The 16,666-nt window shown below is 53.7% G+C and carries 12 protein-coding genes; all 12 read right to left on the bottom strand.

Annotated features, from left to right (window positions below; all coding sequences use genetic code 11):
* Positions 1 to 13: 13 nt before the first annotated feature.
* A complete protein-coding gene (locus tag RYA97_RS14775) occupies positions 14 to 1,891 on the bottom strand; it encodes a glycosyltransferase family 39 protein (RefSeq protein ID WP_316892615.1) in 1,878 nt (625 codons plus the stop codon).
* A 63-nt stretch (positions 1,892 to 1,954) separates the two neighbouring features.
* The gene (locus RYA97_RS14780) at positions 1,955 to 6,586 is read right to left on the bottom strand and encodes a glycosyltransferase (protein WP_316892617.1); all 4,632 of its coding nucleotides are present in this window, start codon (positions 6,584 to 6,586) and stop codon (positions 1,955 to 1,957) included.
* Positions 6,579 to 7,943, bottom strand: a complete 1,365-nt coding sequence (locus RYA97_RS14785; RefSeq protein WP_044294140.1) for an ABC transporter ATP-binding protein — start codon at positions 7,941 to 7,943, stop codon at positions 6,579 to 6,581. Before RYA97_RS14785 ends, RYA97_RS14780 begins: the two co-directional genes overlap by 8 nt.
* Entirely contained in the window at positions 7,933 to 8,760 is an 828-nt protein-coding gene (locus RYA97_RS14790; protein WP_003365652.1) for an ABC transporter permease, read from the bottom strand. The genes RYA97_RS14785 and RYA97_RS14790 overlap by 11 nt, the downstream gene beginning before the upstream one ends.
* Complete coding sequence (rfbC, locus tag RYA97_RS14795; RefSeq protein WP_316892620.1) at positions 8,760 to 9,305, bottom strand: dTDP-4-dehydrorhamnose 3,5-epimerase; 546 nt, start codon at positions 9,303 to 9,305, stop codon at positions 8,760 to 8,762. The genes RYA97_RS14790 and rfbC overlap by 1 nt, the downstream gene beginning before the upstream one ends.
* Before the next feature lie 691 nt (positions 9,306 to 9,996).
* Entirely contained in the window at positions 9,997 to 10,908 is a 912-nt protein-coding gene (locus RYA97_RS14800; RefSeq protein WP_044294133.1) for a glycosyltransferase family 2 protein, read from the bottom strand.
* A gap of 41 nt (positions 10,909 to 10,949) precedes the next feature.
* Entirely contained in the window at positions 10,950 to 11,840 is an 891-nt protein-coding gene (gene rfbA / locus RYA97_RS14805; protein ID WP_057424274.1) for a glucose-1-phosphate thymidylyltransferase RfbA, read from the bottom strand.
* The gene (gene rfbD, locus RYA97_RS14810; protein ID WP_044294130.1) at positions 11,837 to 12,742 is read right to left on the bottom strand and encodes a dTDP-4-dehydrorhamnose reductase; all 906 of its coding nucleotides are present in this window, start codon (positions 12,740 to 12,742) and stop codon (positions 11,837 to 11,839) included. The genes rfbA and rfbD overlap by 4 nt, the downstream gene beginning before the upstream one ends.
* Positions 12,742 to 13,815, bottom strand: a complete 1,074-nt coding sequence (gene rfbB, locus RYA97_RS14815; protein ID WP_316892622.1) for a dTDP-glucose 4,6-dehydratase — start codon at positions 13,813 to 13,815, stop codon at positions 12,742 to 12,744. The genes rfbD and rfbB overlap by 1 nt, the downstream gene beginning before the upstream one ends.
* A gap of 305 nt (positions 13,816 to 14,120) precedes the next feature.
* Complete coding sequence (gene ychF / locus RYA97_RS14820) at positions 14,121 to 15,221, bottom strand: redox-regulated ATPase YchF (RefSeq protein WP_044294126.1); 1,101 nt, start codon at positions 15,219 to 15,221, stop codon at positions 14,121 to 14,123.
* Positions 15,222 to 15,242: 21 nt separating this feature from the next.
* Positions 15,243 to 15,827, bottom strand: a complete 585-nt coding sequence (gene pth / locus RYA97_RS14825; RefSeq protein ID WP_003317127.1) for an aminoacyl-tRNA hydrolase — start codon at positions 15,825 to 15,827, stop codon at positions 15,243 to 15,245.
* A 164-nt stretch (positions 15,828 to 15,991) separates the two neighbouring features.
* Positions 15,992 to 16,603, bottom strand: coding sequence for a 50S ribosomal protein L25/general stress protein Ctc (locus RYA97_RS14830; protein ID WP_002552144.1), 612 nt, complete (start codon positions 16,601 to 16,603; stop codon positions 15,992 to 15,994).
* Positions 16,604 to 16,666 lie beyond the last annotated feature (63 nt).

The raw sequence follows: 16,666 nt of genomic DNA on the forward strand, positions 1-16,666 counted from the left end.
GGGATTTCCATGATCAGTGAGACAAACGGCTGATGAATTCGCAGACATCAGGCATTGTAAAAATTTTGAAGGTCGAGGTGACAGTATAAAGTTTCAGGTCGCATTTGTCGGGAGGCAAGACTGCGGGAATAATGCCTTCATAGCCGCTGCGAAGGGCCGTCTTGTCAGACAGCGCGCTGGCGACATCTGGCCGCTTGATCTCTATCCTGATTGCACCGACAACTTTTCCGCCCTCTACAGCGACGACGTATTCCGGCGAACCTTCAGATGCCGGTGGCACACTCCAGCCTCTCAGCAGCCAACCGTCAGACGTCTTTCTAACTTCGTCGATGGTGCCCGCCGCGGCAGACTGTCCGAACGGAGTCTTGATGAAAAACTCTCCGTTGGTAACCGCCAAACGTTCTGTCAACTGCGTGGCACTCAGGGTATCAGTATTCGAACTTCTACCCGCACCGCTTGCCAGAACTGCTTCTGTGACTGTTTTGCCAATGGCTGATTTCTGAATGTTCTTTGAACTCAGCGTGTTTTCATTCCAGGCAACCATGTTCGTCCACGCCATCCATGCCGCCACTACGATTAGCCATTTCAGGTGAAAACGGCTTGACCTGACATCTCTTGCAGACGACGCAGAGTTTTTGGCGCGAGCGTGGCTCATTGTGGCAAATGCTATGAGCAAGGCCAGAAACGGAATCGTGACGAACAGATACCGACCTTGCGGTTGAGGCAAAGAATTTTGCGATGCAACCAGACTGAGCAGGGTGATCGAAGGGAATAAGCCCAACATCATGACCAGTGGCAGCAGATAATTCAGTAGAAATATCCGCCTCTTATCACGTGAATATAAGCGCGCCGTCTGGATTATGGCTGCTGTCACGAGCAAAATAAATAATAGCGCCGCGCCCATATAATAGGTCGACGGTAAAAATATGCTCATCCAACCGGTAGTTGAAAAATAGCTCGTTAGCGTAAGGCTGAGCCACGGAAGGACATTTTCCATATTGAACAGATGCCCGGAGCACCCGATGTAACAGGTTCCGAAACCCGCAGCAGGGTTGTTCTTGTGCAAGGCAACGAAGTCAATCTGACCGGATATCCCTGATATCTCACCATACTTCATGAAGGTGACAAGCAGCATGGGCACGGAAACGATAGCCGCAACGATTACCATCGTCGGGAGATGGGGTCTCAGGCTCTTGCCACCCCAAAGGTGATGTGCGACAAGCATGACCACGACGAAGACCAAGGCGGGCAGCAAGTACAGCTTTGCCAGGAACATCAGGCCGATTGCACCGCCCAGGTACAGCGCGGCCAGCTTGCTGGGTGCTTTCAAAAAGCCTAGAAGCGCACTGATCAGCAGCGCCACACTCATCAGCCCGAATGCGTCGCTGTTGAAATATGAAAAGACAAAAGAAACCTGAGGAATAAGGGCTATAACAAGCGCTGCAAGGGCTGCAGCTTTTTTTGGCATTCCAGCGCGATGCGCAATACGGAACAAGGCGCAAATAAATACTGCGCCCAGTATCCAGTTAAAACATCTTGCAGCCAGGTAACCCAGTTCGCCAGGTAACATCCAGCCTAAGCCGTAAGAAGTAGCCAGTGCGCCTAAGACATGGGGGAAGGGCAGGCCGTGGTACCAGAACTCGCCATGTTGCCAAGTATATCCCGAGATCGTTCCAGTGAACGCTTGAGCCGGCTCCGTAGCGCCCGGCAGCGAATGGAACGTTTTCAGGTATTCCAGCAAAAAGAAGTGCGTTGACTCATCAGGTGCACCATTAAAGGCAATTCCCGCCGACCAAACCGCCAGAAGGATGAAATAGGTAATGGCCAGCACTCGTTGGTAGCGAGTGCTGGACCAGCCTGTTTGATGATCTGAATGATTAGTTTCAAACACGGGCGACCCTTAAGGCTGCAGAAAATGTCACAGCGCTGTATTGAGTGTTTTTGGCAACTGCGATCAATTTTTGAACCTAGGAGGCCAAGCCAGACCGAAATCTTCGTGATCAAGGGTTAAGTTGGGGCTATAGGCGTAATCCACCTGGATGTTCGGCCAGCGATTTTTGATGTAGCGAATCTCATGCCCAAATCGTTCCTGTTTCTGAGGCGTGTCCTCTAGACCGCGCGTCGCCGATTCATGGTGGTACAACTCAGAGAAAGGTGTCCAGACGTTGAGATACCCAGCTTCCTGAACCCGTAAGCAGAAGTCCACATCATTGAATGCTATCTTCAAATGCTGCTCATCTAGCCCGCCTACCTCATCAAAAATTGACTTTTTAATGATCAGGCATGCGGCCGTGACCGCCGAGAACTCCTGAATTAGCTCCGCTCTACAGAAATAGCCATGTGCACCTTTTGGAAGATACTTGTGTGCGTGGCCGGCAACACCACCTATGCCCACCACAACACCACCATGTTGTAGTCTGTTGTCTGGGTACCAAAGCCTTGCGCCTACCGCTCCTACCTTCGGCTGCAACGCGATTGACACCATCTCGCTGAGCCAATCAGGTGTAATCACCTCAATATCGTTGTTGATGAGACCAATCAGCTCACCTTTGGCGATACGCACAGCTCCGTTATTGAGAGCAGAGTAGTTAAACGGTCCATCATCTCGAAGTACGCGAATATTTTCTTCCTGATCGATTTGAGCAAAGTACTCCAGCGATTCGGGATCGTCAGAGCCGTTATCAATCAGAATGATTTCGTAATTTTTGTACGTCGTCAGGCTTTTGATGCTGTCGATACACTGCTTGACCAATGCGTGAGCATTCCTTGTCGGTATGACAAGTGTCACAAGAGGCAGCGTTGTCGGCAGGTTGTAGTGCACCCGGTACTGGCCGGTAGGTAGCAACTCTGTCGAGCCAATCCGACCTTGACGTTCCAAATGCTCATCTAGAGCTTTAACGCCCGCCAATGCAGCATAAGGTTTTTCGTCGCCAGCCATCGCTGTACTGCCAGCGTGTATACGCCAGTGATAAAGCACGCGAGGAATGTGAATAATCTGTTCGCGCTTGAGTTTTTCTATGCAACGTAAGGCCAGGTCATAATCCTGAGCACCTTCGAAGCCTACCCGGAACTGCCCTACCTCGTTGACGAGATCACGACGATAGGCTCCGAGGTGACAAATCATATTTTGCGAACGAAACAGGAACTCGTTCCAGTCTGACTTGAAATAGGGCGAGCTACGGTTGCCTTCGGTGTCAATCTTGTCCTCGTCCGAGTAAATCAATCCTGCATCCGGGTTTTCGCGAATGGTGCGAGCAATCCAGTAAAGCGCATGAGCAGGGAGAAGGTCATCATTGTCCATTAACGCAACAAAAAGACCTTTAGCGACGCCCAGTGCCGAGTTGCTGGCCTGCGAGATGTGACCATTGCTGCCACGGAAAACAACTTTGATGCGCTTGTCTTGCGCCTTCAAAGATTTCAGGTACTCGATTACCGCAGGATTTGTCGATGCATCGTCAGCGAGGCATAGTTCCCAATTGGTATAGAGCTGCGAGCGCACGCTGTCCACTGCTTCACGAAGAAGATCCAGCGGTGGGTTATACACCGGCATGATGATGGAAATGAGCGGGTACTCAATCCAGCGATTCATGTGCTCGTTGATACGATTGATTTCGACTTCGCCCAACGTGTCGTAATATTGGACCCATCGAGAATAATCGTGTCGATCAGGCACTTCACGCGTCTCGCTTCCGACGAACGCATGTTGAGCTTCACCTTGAACCCAGCGAGCCTGTGCGATGACACCTGCGAGTCCCCTGAGACGCCACACTTGGTAGGCCTTCTTTGCTGTACTGGAGAGTCCGCCTCCTCGCTGAACAATCAGTGGAATCGATGCAGCCAGACGTTTTGCACGGAAAAATGACCTGGTTATCTTCCTCAGTGGGGCAGTGGCTTTCCAACTGTACGAAGATTGCATCGCGATGATATGCAGGTTCAAGTTGTGAACATGCGTATCTTTGTCTACAAGCGCCAGACGGTGATTTTCCTGAGCTGCCAAAATCGCAATTTCAAGCTCTGTTAACTTGGCGTTATGCTTCTCTTGCGCCTCTCGGGTAGCGGCATCAATATCCGCTAACGCCTGACGGTGCTCTGCCTGAATCTGAAGGTTTGCCGCTTCAAGATTTTCCATAGCAATACGGTGGTTTTCTTGAATCGCCAGATTTGCAGCCTCCCGTTCCTCCAGCGCGACTCGATGGTTTTCTTGAGAGGCAAGCTGTGCAGCTTCGAACTCTTCAAGAGCCAATCTGTGATGCTCCTTGGCCGCTTGGTGCGCAGCTTCGAGCTCTTCGAGGGCTAACAGATGCTTGTTTTGCACGGCCAGATTCTCAGCCTTGAGCTCTTCCAGAGCCAGGCGATGATTTTCCTCTATCGCAAGGTTCGCTACCTCGACGGCGTCTAAAGCTGAGCGGTCTTTAAGATTCAATTCCGATATAGACCCAAGCGCTAGCTTGAGCTCCTCTTCCTGTTGAAGGAGTCGCTCAGCGACCTGACCTTCCGTGAATAAAGTGAACGTGATCTGTATTTTGAACGACTTCCCGGCTAATAGCGAATTGAGATCAACGGGAAGCACGAGGTGCGGGTCATCGTCCAATGACATAAACATTGTGCTGTCGTTCACGTCGTTAACGAATGTGGTCGTGCCCGCAGAGTCGAGAGGTGCATTGGCACTGTCACGCCAAGACCATGCTTCGGAATTGGCGTCATAGATAGTAATTGCGTCTACCGAAAAGGATTGACGAATATTGGTTGGATCGAAACGAAGTGCCGCGCATCCGTAGGTCGCTGGAACTGTGAACACTAAGGTCTGGCGCCCATTGTGTACAAATTGACTTATCGTCCGCTCTTCTCTGAAGCCGCCCGCCGCATCACCTATATAGAGCGTCGCCACTCTAGGCGTTTTGTCTCCCAAGGATCCCATTTTTTGAATGGTCGCTTCTGGTGACCAATTAAGAAAGCTCGCAGCTTCGCGACCGGTGACTTTTTCTTGGAACATGGCCTCCAGTAGCGCATAGCGGTTCAGCTCTTGTTCGGTGATCTCAAGGCCCGTACTGCCAATCAACTCAACAATAAAATCACGCCTGTTGATCATGGTCGTGCTTGGGTGAAAGGGTACTTTATTCGCTATCAGAAGCAGCAGGCCCCTCATTAGCAGATGACCGAGTTCGACGCCTTCCTTCATTTCCCATTCGATATCTATGAGATGTGGGTTGCCTTCACTGTCAATAATGATGTTTTGTGCAACTGCGTCAATATAATGGCCAGGTAAACGAACGTTTACACTGTCCAGTTCGGTAGTACCGCCTTCAGTAGCCAAGAGATGGCTTAGGCAGTTTAGATAGGTCTTCAGAAAAGGGGTAAACGTTTCAACTGTCCAGTCTTCGGTTGTTGAGGCTTCAAGAAATTGCAGGCTGAGCAAATTGCCTTTTGCGTAGCCATGCGCTGCAGGAAGGATGAATCTGAATGGGTCATCCAGGCCGTCTGCTGCTTCAATAGTGCTGAGACGTTGGTATTGAACTTCAATGCCTGCAGGGGTGTCGACGAAAACCGCTGCCTTGCAGTACTCTGCATTGCGCCCTGTACTGTAGTGATACGCTAGGACATTGCTGGGGACTGCGTCGTACGGCTGGCATGAAGCGACGACCATAAACGAATTCGCGAGGTCCATGCCCAGATGATTCTCGATCACCACCGGCCAGGCTTTTTCAAGATTAAATGTGGTGTTCGAGGGTAACTGTGGATCTTTCCGAGTGTTCTGGCAGGCCAATGCAGCAGCGTCGAAATTATTGGCTTTGAAACCGTTTTCTGTGATCAGAGAATTGGGGATCTTGTAGTCCGGATAAGGAGATAGAAAGCTTGATGATGCAAAGCCAGCGAGGGCTATTAACTCATCCAGACCTTTGCGGCCAAATGTCTTAGGTTGGCGGCCTACATACCGGCCCTCAATGCCGTACATAGCAACACCCACGTGATCCTCTGGCGCGCCGGCAAAATATTTGAGGCCAAGTTGGTTCTCAATGGCAATAAACAGATGTCCGTCAGGTTTGAGCAGCTTTTTAACTCGTTTCAGCATTCCCAGTGCAGGATCTTCATCATTGCTGAACATGCTGGCGTATTCGAGTACGCCGATGAGCGTTACTACGTCAAATTGCTGATCAATCTTCAGGTCATCGAATCGTTCAGCAAGCACCGTGACGTTATCCAGATCACGTGTTCTGCTCGCCGCGATTGCAGCTCGGCGTGGGCTACCTTCCAGCGCGAGCACGTCAGCACCCGCTTCGCCGAGGTAGCGGCTGATCGCACCGCAACCCGCGCCGATTTCGAGAACTGATTTACCTTTCAGAAGATGCTCGAACGGGCGAAAGATATTTCCGCGGGTGGAACTAAGGTGATAGAGCTTTGGCCAGTCGGTACAGTAGTGCGGAAGCTCGCTCGACAGCACGGAGACATCGCTTGCGTCACGAACGATCTTCGCCAGCTCATTTTCCGAGCTATCGCCGTCACTGTAGGCAATGCCCTGATAATCAGTCCGCACCCATACAGATGTGTCTGTATCACGGAGGTAGCCATATCTATCAAGCTCAAACATCAACACGTACCGGTTCAATTTCCATAGAGGCACCCAGGTCTATCAAACCCAGAAGCTTTGGAGTGGGTTCTACAACGAAATGTATCGAATCATAGCGCCGGTCGTGAGGCACGATGTCTTCGCTTTGCCGAGAGGCGATGCCGATGGAAATGAAGTAATCACCGGTCGCCAGCGCGTTTCTGAATTTCACTCGCGCTTTTGCCTGTTTGCCAGCGCTGCCTATCAGGCCTGTGCCCTCGCAATCCTGCATGTAAGAGTTGGTGCCGTATACGGTGACACCCTCTTTGGTCTTGATTGTAAAGCCGATAATCGGGTTGACCACTGTACGATTGAATTGCAGGGCCAGATCAAGAACGATTTCCTCGCCCGATTCAACGCTGTTGGGAAACTCCCTTCCCGATGCATTCATATGGAAGTCGAGCAGTGTTGCAGCGCCATCCCCCCAACGGTACTCATGAGGGTTGTAACCAGGCCTGCTGGCGTACACGTCTTCATCAAAACGCAGCGCTATCTTGTCGGCTTCGACGGGTGCGGTTTCCACCCGCTCTGCTTCGGCGAGGTCCAGACTCTTGTCGGTGATAGGGCTCTTCTCACGCCCGAACAGAAGGTCCGTGTAGCGATTGATGACCGGGCGCGATTCGCCAATCATCTCGATCCTGCTCTTTTCCAGCAAAATCGCGCGATTACAGTGGGTGACCACTTGCTCGCTGGAGTGCGTGACGAGCAGGATGCTGGTGCCATTTTCTTTCAACTGCCTGAGGCGCTCGAAGCACTTGGCCTGAAATCGTGCATCGCCAACGGAAAGTGCTTCGTCCACGACAAGGATTTCCGGGTCGACCTGAGCCTGGACCGCAAATGCCAGGCGCACGGCCATGCCGCTTGAGTAGGATTTGACCGGCTGATCAAGGAACTCGCCAATATCGGCAAAGCCGGCGATCGCGTCAAAGCGCTCGTCTACTTCGTCACGCGTCAGCCCAAGTACAGCAGCGTTCAGATAAACGTTTTCACGGCCGGTAAACTCGGGGTTGAAGCCCGAACCGAGCTCCAGCAGGGCCGCGACCCGGCCGCGCGTATGAATCTCGCCGACAGTCGGGTTCAATGTTCCGCAGATGATCTGCAGCAAGGTTGACTTGCCTGAACCATTGCGGCCGACGATACCAACTGTTTCGCCTTTGCCGACGTCGAAGCTGACGTCGCGCAGGGCCCAGAACTCCTTGCCATAGGTAGTGGTCGGCTGCCCTGACCAGCGCTGAATTCTAGGTACCAAGGCTTGTTTCAAGCGGTCGTGGGGCTTGTCATACGTGTAAAAACACTTCGAGACGTTTTGTACGCTGATAACCGGTTGATCAGATGACATCAGCGAATCCTTTACGTGTTTTTTGGAAAAACCAGAACCCCATGACAGCAATTACCGCGCCAATCACGATGGCGATACCCAGGCTGTCCCAATGCGGGAGGTTGCCGAACAGCAGTACGCTACGGCTCTCTTCGATAATGTAGGTAAGCGGGTTCATCTGCAGCCAAGGGCGATAGACTTCAGGAAGCGCCGCCACCGGGTAAAGAACCGGCGACAGAAACAGCAGAACGGTTGTCAGAACCGTAATGACCTGCGCGACGTCGCGCAAGTACACACCCAGGGATGCGAGAAACCAGCTGATACCCAGTGTGCCGAGAATGAGCGGCACCAGAATCAGCGGAAACAACAGCGCCGTCCAGAAAAGCGTGTGCGAGATCAACAGTTGTGCGATCACCAGCACAATAAGGCTGATGCAACTGTGGAAGAGCGCTGAACCCAAGGTGATAACCGGCAAAATCTCCAGAGGAAACACCACCTTCTTGACGTAATTGCTGTTACTCATCACCAAAGAAGGTGCTCTGTTCGCACACTCTGCAAACAAGCCATGCACGATCATCCCGACGAACAGCAGAATAGCGAAGCCGCCTTTGCCGGTATCGACTCCGACCCAACGCGCGCTGAAGATTTCAGAGAACACGAAGGTATATACCGCCAGCATCAATACCGGATTAAAGAATGACCACGCCAGGCCCATCACCGAGCCACGGTAGCGCCCAATGACTTCTCGCTTGGTCATTTGCGAGATCAATGAGCGGTTGGTCCATAGACTGCTGACTAGCCGCAAAGGGCCCGCAGAAGGAGTTTTATGAGGGTTCATTAAGCGAACACCTCGGCGTCTTCGAATACGACGGCTTTCTGATCTTTGGCGGACAGGGAGGGCGCTTCGCTGAATGGCCAGTCTATGCCCACGGTGACGTCGTTCCAGGCAAGGCTGCGCTCATGTTCAGGCGCCCAATAATCGGTGGTCTTGTAAAGGAACTCGGCGCTTTCGGACATTACGACGAAGCCGTGGGCAAAGCCTTCCGGAATCCACAGTTGTTTTTTGTTTTCGGCGGTAAGATGCAGTCCCACCCATTTGCCGAAGGTCGGGGAGCTCTTGCGCAGGTCGACCGCAACGTCAAAGACTTCTCCGACGGTGACTCGGACCAGCTTGCCCTGTGGCTGTTGAATTTGGTAATGCAAACCGCGAAGAACGCCCTTCACCGAACGCGAGTGGTTGTCCTGAACGAACGTTACAGAGCGCCCAACGACCTCTTCGAATGCCTTCTGGTTGAAGCTTTCAAAGAAAAAACCGCGATCGTCTCCGAAAACCTTGGGCTCAAATACGATGACGTCTGGAATGGCGAGGCGTGTTGCATTCATAGGTAACGTATCTCCGGGATGCTCATCAGGGTCTGCTCATAAGGCCCTGGCTGGGGCAGGCGTATGTTGAAAAAAGCCTGCGCCCTGAAATTTGATTGCGCCATTAAAACGCGTTTTACGATATCGAGGCTCATGGGCGTCGTGTGCGTCATAGACCGTCCACCTGAGCGGAAATGTCTGCGCTGGATAAGGGGGTAGTTCTGTTATGACTGGGGCGCGCGGGGCATGTATCGTCTATTTGTAGTTTTCCGACGTAGGTTCCGACGATGAGCAACACAAGGTCTTCATGGCAGGACGGTTTTACGAATTGAAGCGCGTCCGGTATCTGAGCTCATGGCCGTATGGGTGACTGGAGCCTTGTCATCCTTGGTTGGGCGGTACAAGTGACCCCACGTTCCGAGGCTGGTTCCTTTCACCCCGGTTACACTGCCTTCTTTGCGCTTTTGATACCGAAAACAAAGGTCTGCACATTAACATAAGCCGCCCCTGGAGAACATTCGGTGTCCTGCGAAATTAAGTGGTTTCAATGCTGTGAACGATACCCGGCCACGCGGCGGCTAACGACCTCTCTTGCTTTGGGCACAGATGTTGAAAACCAGTATTTTCAGAAGGTTGCGATGCCTGATCACTGGTTTAATCAGGCTATATCGCTCTGGCTGGGCCAGATAGGATACGAGTGGCTAATTGACGGTCAACGCTTGCTTAGCATTGCTGTAAGGCACGCGATAATGAAGAGGATCTTGTCTCTCGGTCTCCTGCGGCATTGCGGTGCCTTGAACGCGAGCTTCAGGAACGACAGCCGCGTACTCACGTGCTTTCCCGCAGGATGCAATGGGCTGTCTCCGATCAACTGGCCAATCAGCAATACCTGTCCGGCCCACCAGCCGTCAGCAATTTTTTTCAGTCGACTGATGAGTGGAGCAAGTCCGGTATTGGCTCCAACCTGATTGTTGGCATGTTGACGGTAGTCCATGCTGGAAACCGGATCGATATGCCATCGGAAGCCGTGACTGCGGGCAAATGCGTAACAGTACCAGTCATGCAGACTCACAGCCTGAGCTGCATCCCAGTGGGAAAGGAGGGATGACTTGAAGGCATCTGCAAGCCGGCGATTCATCACATAGGTGCAGCCGGGACCGGCAGCTTCGAACAGATAGTCCCATTGAACCTGAGGCTGAGCCTTGTCCAGCAGTACGCGCTGCCCATCCGGCCAGAATGCGGTGACATTGCTTGAATAGGCATCATGATGACCCGGCGCCAAAGCCGCTACGGCGCGCTGAAGCTTGTCCCGATCCCAGATATCATCCTGATCAGAGAACGCTATGTAATCGAATGTCGAGAAGTCGACATCCCGGATCAAGCGAAAGAAGTTGCGTGACGCTCCGCCAAATTGTCCGGCGGGCGGGAGCAGGGTGACGTTCGCGTGGTGCTGAGCGTAGTCGGCACACCATGCTTCAGTGCCGTCCGTGGAGGTATCGACACTGATGAACACGCTGACGCAGACGTTTGTCTGCGTCAGGATTGAATCAAGTTGCGCCTCTATCCACGCCATACCGTTATAGGCTGCCAATAGCACGGCTACCTTGGGAAAAACAGATGACATACTGTTCGCAGCCTTGCGGTATGGGATAGAGGTTTGCAGTCTTAGAACGAGCCCAGATCCAGCAACTTCTGCAGATACTGGCCATACCCGGTCTTCTTCAGCTTCTGAGCCTGTTCACCCAACTGAGCGGCCGTAATCCAGCCGTTGGTGTAAGCGATCTCTTCCAGGCAGGCAACTTTCCAGCCCTGACGCTGCTCGATGGTGTGTACGAAATGGCTCGCTTCCAGCAGCGACTCGTGGGTCCCGGTGTCGAGCCAAGCGAAGCCACGACCGAGAATCTCTACGGTCAGGCTCTTTTGTTCGAGGTAAGCACGGTTCACGTCAGTGATTTCCAGCTCGCCGCGCTCGGAAGGCTTGATATTCTTCGCGATTTCGACAACCTGATTGTCGTAGAAGTACAGGCCGGTTACGGCATAGCTCGACTTCGGCGCTGCAGGCTTTTCTTCAATGCTCAAGGCGCGACCGGTTTCGTCGAACTCTACAACGCCAAAGCGCTCAGGGTCGGAAACGTGGTAACCGAAGACAGTAGCGCCGCTGGACTGTTGGCTGGCCGAGCGCAGGTTGTCGGAGAAGTGCTGACCGTAAAAGATGTTGTCGCCCAGGATCAGGCAGCAAGGATCTTCACCGATGAACTCTTCGCCGATGATGAATGCTTGTGCCAGGCCATCAGGCGTTGGTTGCTCTGCGTAGGTGAGCTGAATGCCATATTGGCTGCCGTCACCCAGCAGCTTGCGGAAGCTCGGCAAGTCTTCTGGCGTTGAGATGATCAGGACTTCACGCATACCTGCCAGCATCAGCACTGACAGAGGATAGAAAATCATCGGCTTGTCGTAGATAGGCAGCATCTGCTTGGATACGCCAAGGGTAAGCGGGTGCAGACGAGTGCCCGAGCCGCCAGCCAGGATGATGCCTTTACGATTAATGGTGGTCATTTGTTCAGAGTTTCCATGAGCATTCGGGCTACACCACTTTGCCAGTCAGGCAGGTGCAGAGAAAAATTGTGGCGCAGCTTTTCTGTGTTCAGACGCGAATTCAGAGGGCGTTGCGCGGGTGTAGGGTATTCGATCGTGCCAATGGGATTGATCGTTTCTACCGCCAGGGGTTCCCCGTTGGCACGGGCGAAATCAATCACATACTGCGCGTAGGCATGCCATGACACTTCGCCGGCAGGTGCCAGGTTGTAGATGCCACACAGCTCCGGCTTGGCCAGCGTTTGAAGCAGGGCAGCCGTCGCTATGTCGGCCAGCAACTCTGCACCTGTAGGCGCTCCAATCTGATCGGCGATCACATTGAGCGTTGGGCGATCTTTCGCGAGGCGCAACATGGTTTTGGCAAAGTTGTTACCACGTGCCGCGTAAACCCAGCTGGTTCGGAAGATCAGGTGCTTGCAGCCTGAGGCAGCTATAAGTTGCTCGCCTTCAAGTTTGGTTGCGCCGTAATAATTGACCGGCGACACGACATCGCTTTCTTTCCATGCGGTGTTGCCCGAACCGTCGAACACATAGTCGGTCGAGTAATGAACCAATAGCGCGTCCAGCGTGCGAGCTTCTTCTGCCAGGACCTGACTGGCCAAGGCATTGACCCTGTGCGCGAGCTCACGCTCGGTTTCGGCCTTGTCGACAGCGGTATAGGCTGCGGCGTTGACGATAACCTGAGGTTTGACGCTGCGAATGGTATTGCGCAGGCTTTCCAGGTCAGACAGATCGCCACAAAGGTCGCCATAGGCCGTCGATACGGTATGGCGGTCAAGAGCAACTACTTCACCCACTACAGCGAGTGAACGTTGCAACTCCCAACCCACCTGGCCATTTTTGCCCAGCAGAAGAATTTTCATCATTTATCGGCGCGCGCTGTGTAGTTCTTGTCGATCCATTGCTGGTAGCTTCCGCTCTTTACATGAGCAACCCATTCAGGATTATCGAGGTACCACTGTACTGTTTTGCGAATACCCGATTCGAAGCTTTCTTCCGGCGTCCAGCCCAGCTCGCGCTGAATCTTGCTGGCATCGATAGCGTAGCGCAGGTCGTGGCCCGGGCGGTCCTGAACGTAAGTGATCAGGCTGGCGTGCGGACGATGGACTGAATCCGGGCGCAGTTGGTCGAGCAGCGCGCAAACGGTGTTGACCACCTCGATGTTCTGTTTCTCGTTGTGGCCACCAATGTTGTAGGTCTCGCCGATCTCGCCTTCGGTCAAAACTTTGTACAGTGCGCGGGCATGGTCTTCGACATAGAGCCAGTCACGAACCTGATCGCCTTTTCCATAGATAGGCAGCGGCTTGCCTTCCAGTGCGTTGAGGATGATCAGTGGGATCAGCTTCTCCGGGAAATGGCATGGACCGTAGTTGTTCGAGCAGTTGGTTACCAGGGTCGGCAGGCCATAGGTGCGGCTCCAGGCGCGTACCAGGTGGTCGGAGCTGGCCTTGCTGGCCGAGTAGGGCGAGCTTGGCTGGTAAGGCGTTGTCTCGGTGAAGAGATCTTCCGGGCCTTCCAGGTCGCCATACACTTCGTCAGTCGAGATGTGGTGAAAGCGGAAGCTGGCTTTGCGCACTTCGTCCAGCTGGCTCCAGTAGCCGCGTGCTGCTTCAAGCAGTACATAGGTGCCTATGATATTGGTCTGGATGAACTCCGACGGACCCGTGATGGAGCGGTCTACGTGCGATTCGGCTGCCAAGTGCATCACGGCGTCGGGCTGGTGCTCTTTGAAAACCCGGTCCAGGTCTTCACGGTTGCAGATGTCCACGTGCTCAAAGGCATAACGCTCGCTTTGATCGGCCGACTGAAGTGATTCAAGATTGCCTGCGTACGTCAGTTTGTCGACATTGACGACTGAGTCGGCTGTATTGGCAATGATGTGCCGAATCACTGCCGAACCTATGAAACCAGCACCGCCTGTTACTAAGATCTTCAAAAGAGTATCTACCTTGGGTTATGACAAGGCTCTGCCCGGTCCGTGGAAACAATCGCTGATCAGTCGCCGTCTTGAAACATCTGCCTGCGTTAAACATGAATGTTTAAATGACGTAAATGAGCGGCGGTAAAAAAACGACATTTTACATAGAAAAATAGACATCCCCATCAAATAATTTGAGGGCGTCTGCAATCGTGTAGCCAACCGACGGTGCCAATGCCTGAAACGCGAAAGCCCCACATAATGGGGCTTTCGTGATAGAGGAATCTGCACTTGCCGAGATCCCGCTGGACGCTGCCTATGGCCTACACGTTAAACCTGAAATGCATCACATCACCATCCTTGACGATGTATTCCTTGCCTTCCAGACGCCATTTACCCGCTTCCTTGGCACCGGCTTCACCCTTGAACTGGATGAAGTCGTCATAGGCCACGACTTCGGCACGAATAAAGCCTTTTTCAAAGTCGGTGTGGATGACACCTGCGGCCTGTGGTGCGGTGGCACCGACGCGAACGGTCCAGGCGCGGACTTCTTCGACACCTGCGGTGAAGTAGGTCTGCAGGTGCAGCATTTCGTAGCCAGCGCGAATGACGCGGTTCAGGCCGGGTTCTTCGAGGCCCAGCGCTTCGAGGAACATGTCTTTTTCTTCACCGTCATCCAGTTCGGCGATTTCGGCTTCGATCTTGTTGCAGACCGGCACCAGCATTGCGCCTTCTTCTTCGGCGATGGCGCGGACCACGTCCAGCAGCGGGTTGTTCTCGAAACCGTCTTCGGCAACGTTGGCGATGTACATGACCGGCTTGGTGGTCAGCAGGTGGAAGCCACGGATGGTGGTCTTCTCGTCGTTGCTCATGCTCTTCATCAGGCTGCGTGCTGGCTTGCCTTCGCTGAAGTGGGCGATCAGTTGTTCAAGCAGGCCTTTCTGGACCACTGCGTCCTTGTCACCGCCCTTGGCATTGCGCGTGACCTTTTGCAGTTGCTTCTCGCAGCTGTCGAGGTCAGCGAAGATCAGTTCCAGATCGATGATCTCGATGTCGCGCTTGGGGTCGACGCTGTTGGAGACGTGAATCACGTTCTCGTCTTCAAAGCAGCGCACCACGTGAGCGATGGCGTCGGTCTCGCGGATGTTGGCGAGGAACTTGTTGCCCAGGCCTTCGCCTTTCGAAGCGCCTGCCACCAGGCCTGCGATGTCGACGAACTCCATGGTGGTCGGCAGGATGCGTTTCGGGTTGACGATGGCTGCCAGGGCCGCCAGGCGCGGGTCAGGCATCGGCACGATGCCGCTGTTCGGTTCAATGGTGCAGAAGGGGAAGTTCTCGGCCGCAATACCAGATTTGGTCAGGGCGTTGAACAGGGTGGACTTGCCGACGTTAGGCAGGCCGACGATGCCGCAATTGAATCCCATGGTGTTTCCCCTCGAGTGATGTCAGGCCTTCTGGCTGTGCAGGTTTTTCATCGCCCGGTTCCATTCACCGGCGAAGATATCCGGCAGCACGCCGAGGGCAAAGTCGATACTGGCGTCCAGTTTTTCCTGTTCGGCGCGTGGCGCTCGACCCAGGACAAAGCCGGATACCTTGCTGGCATCGCCCGGGTGGCCGATGCCAAGCCGCAAGCGATGAAATGTGTTCTGGTTGCCGAGCTGCGCGATGATGTCGCGCAGACCGTTATGACCGCCATGGCCGCCACCCACTTTGAGTTTGGCAACGCCCGGAGGCAGGTCCAGCTCGTCATGCGCCACCAGAATCGACTCAACCGGAATACGGTAGAAACCGGCGAGTGCCGCGACGGCCTGGCCGCTACGGTTCATATAGGTGGTGGGGATCAGCAGACGAACATCCTGACCTTGATGCGTAAAACGCCCGGTCAGGCCAAAGAATTTGCGCTCGGGAACGAGATTGACTCGCTGCGCCGCAGCAATACGCTCAACAAAAAAAGCCCCTGCGTTATGCCGGGTCTGTTCGTATTCAGCGCCTGGATTTCCCAGGCCCACGATCAGTTGTATGGCGGTCACGACAGGGGCTCTTCCTTTGGAGTTGAGGGTTAAACCGCTGACGACAGCGGCAATGTGGGCGAAAACTGCTCATTTACCATGATGTAAACTCAGCGATCTCGCCCGCTTTGCCTGCTATCGCTCGCGATGTTTCCTGAGCAACTCCGACGTTACCAAGTAATGAATTACTCGGCTGCGCCTTCTTCACCTTCTTCTGCTTCGTCTTTGACGATGCGCGGTGCGTGGACGTTGGCGATTGCCAGGTCAGTACCGTGTGCCAAGGCAACGAACTCGACACCTTTAGGTGCTTTCAGCTCGGACAGGTGAACGTTGTCGCCTACTTCCAGCGCGCCCAGATCAACTTCGATGAACTCAGGCAGGTCTTTAGGCAGGCAGGTCACTTCCAGTTCAGTGGTAGTGTGCGAGATCTCGCCGCCTTTCTTGACTGGAGCTTCTTCGTTCAGGAAGTGGATCGGCACGATTGCGGTCAGTTTCTGGCCGGCAATAACGCGCACGAAGTCAGCGTGCATCACGTGGCCTTTGGCCGGGTGACGTTGCAGCGCCTTGATGATGACGTTCTGCTTCTGGCCGCCAACGTTCAGCTCGATGATGTGGCTGTAGGCCGCATCGTTTTCGAGCAGTTTGGCAACTTCCTTGGCCAGCATGCTGATGGACTCAGGGGCTTTGTCGCCACCGTAGACTACAGCTGGAACCAGGCTGGCGAGACGACGCAGGCGGCGGCTCGCACCTTTCCCCAGGTCGGAACGCTGTTCTGCATTCAGGGTAAATTCGTTCATGTTGTATCTCCAAATTAACCACATCCGCCGTTGCGTTTGCGACCAGCGCTTGGGCGGTATGGG

It is taken from the genome of Pseudomonas syringae group sp. 26L6 (assembly GCF_032587815.1).
Lineage (GTDB): Bacteria > Pseudomonadota > Gammaproteobacteria > Pseudomonadales > Pseudomonadaceae > Aquipseudomonas > Aquipseudomonas amygdali.

Coding starts and splice junctions, on each gene's coding strand:
- RYA97_RS14780 (WP_316892617.1), bottom strand. CDS start 6,586: ATGTTTGAGCTTGATAGATATGGCTACCTCCGTGATACAGACACATCT.
- RYA97_RS14785 (WP_044294140.1), bottom strand. CDS start 7,943: ATGTCATCTGATCAACCGGTTATCAGCGTACAAAACGTCTCGAAGTGT.
- RYA97_RS14790 (WP_003365652.1), bottom strand. CDS start 8,760: ATGAACCCTCATAAAACTCCTTCTGCGGGCCCTTTGCGGCTAGTCAGC.
- rfbC (WP_316892620.1), bottom strand. CDS start 9,305: ATGAATGCAACACGCCTCGCCATTCCAGACGTCATCGTATTTGAGCCC.
- RYA97_RS14800 (WP_044294133.1), bottom strand. CDS start 10,908: ATGTCATCTGTTTTTCCCAAGGTAGCCGTGCTATTGGCAGCCTATAAC.
- rfbA (WP_057424274.1), bottom strand. CDS start 11,840: ATGACCACCATTAATCGTAAAGGCATCATCCTGGCTGGCGGCTCGGGC.
- rfbD (WP_044294130.1), bottom strand. CDS start 12,742: ATGAAAATTCTTCTGCTGGGCAAAAATGGCCAGGTGGGTTGGGAGTTG.
- ychF (WP_044294126.1), bottom strand. CDS start 15,221: ATGGGATTCAATTGCGGCATCGTCGGCCTGCCTAACGTCGGCAAGTCC.
- RYA97_RS14830 (WP_002552144.1), bottom strand. CDS start 16,603: ATGAACGAATTTACCCTGAATGCAGAACAGCGTTCCGACCTGGGGAAA.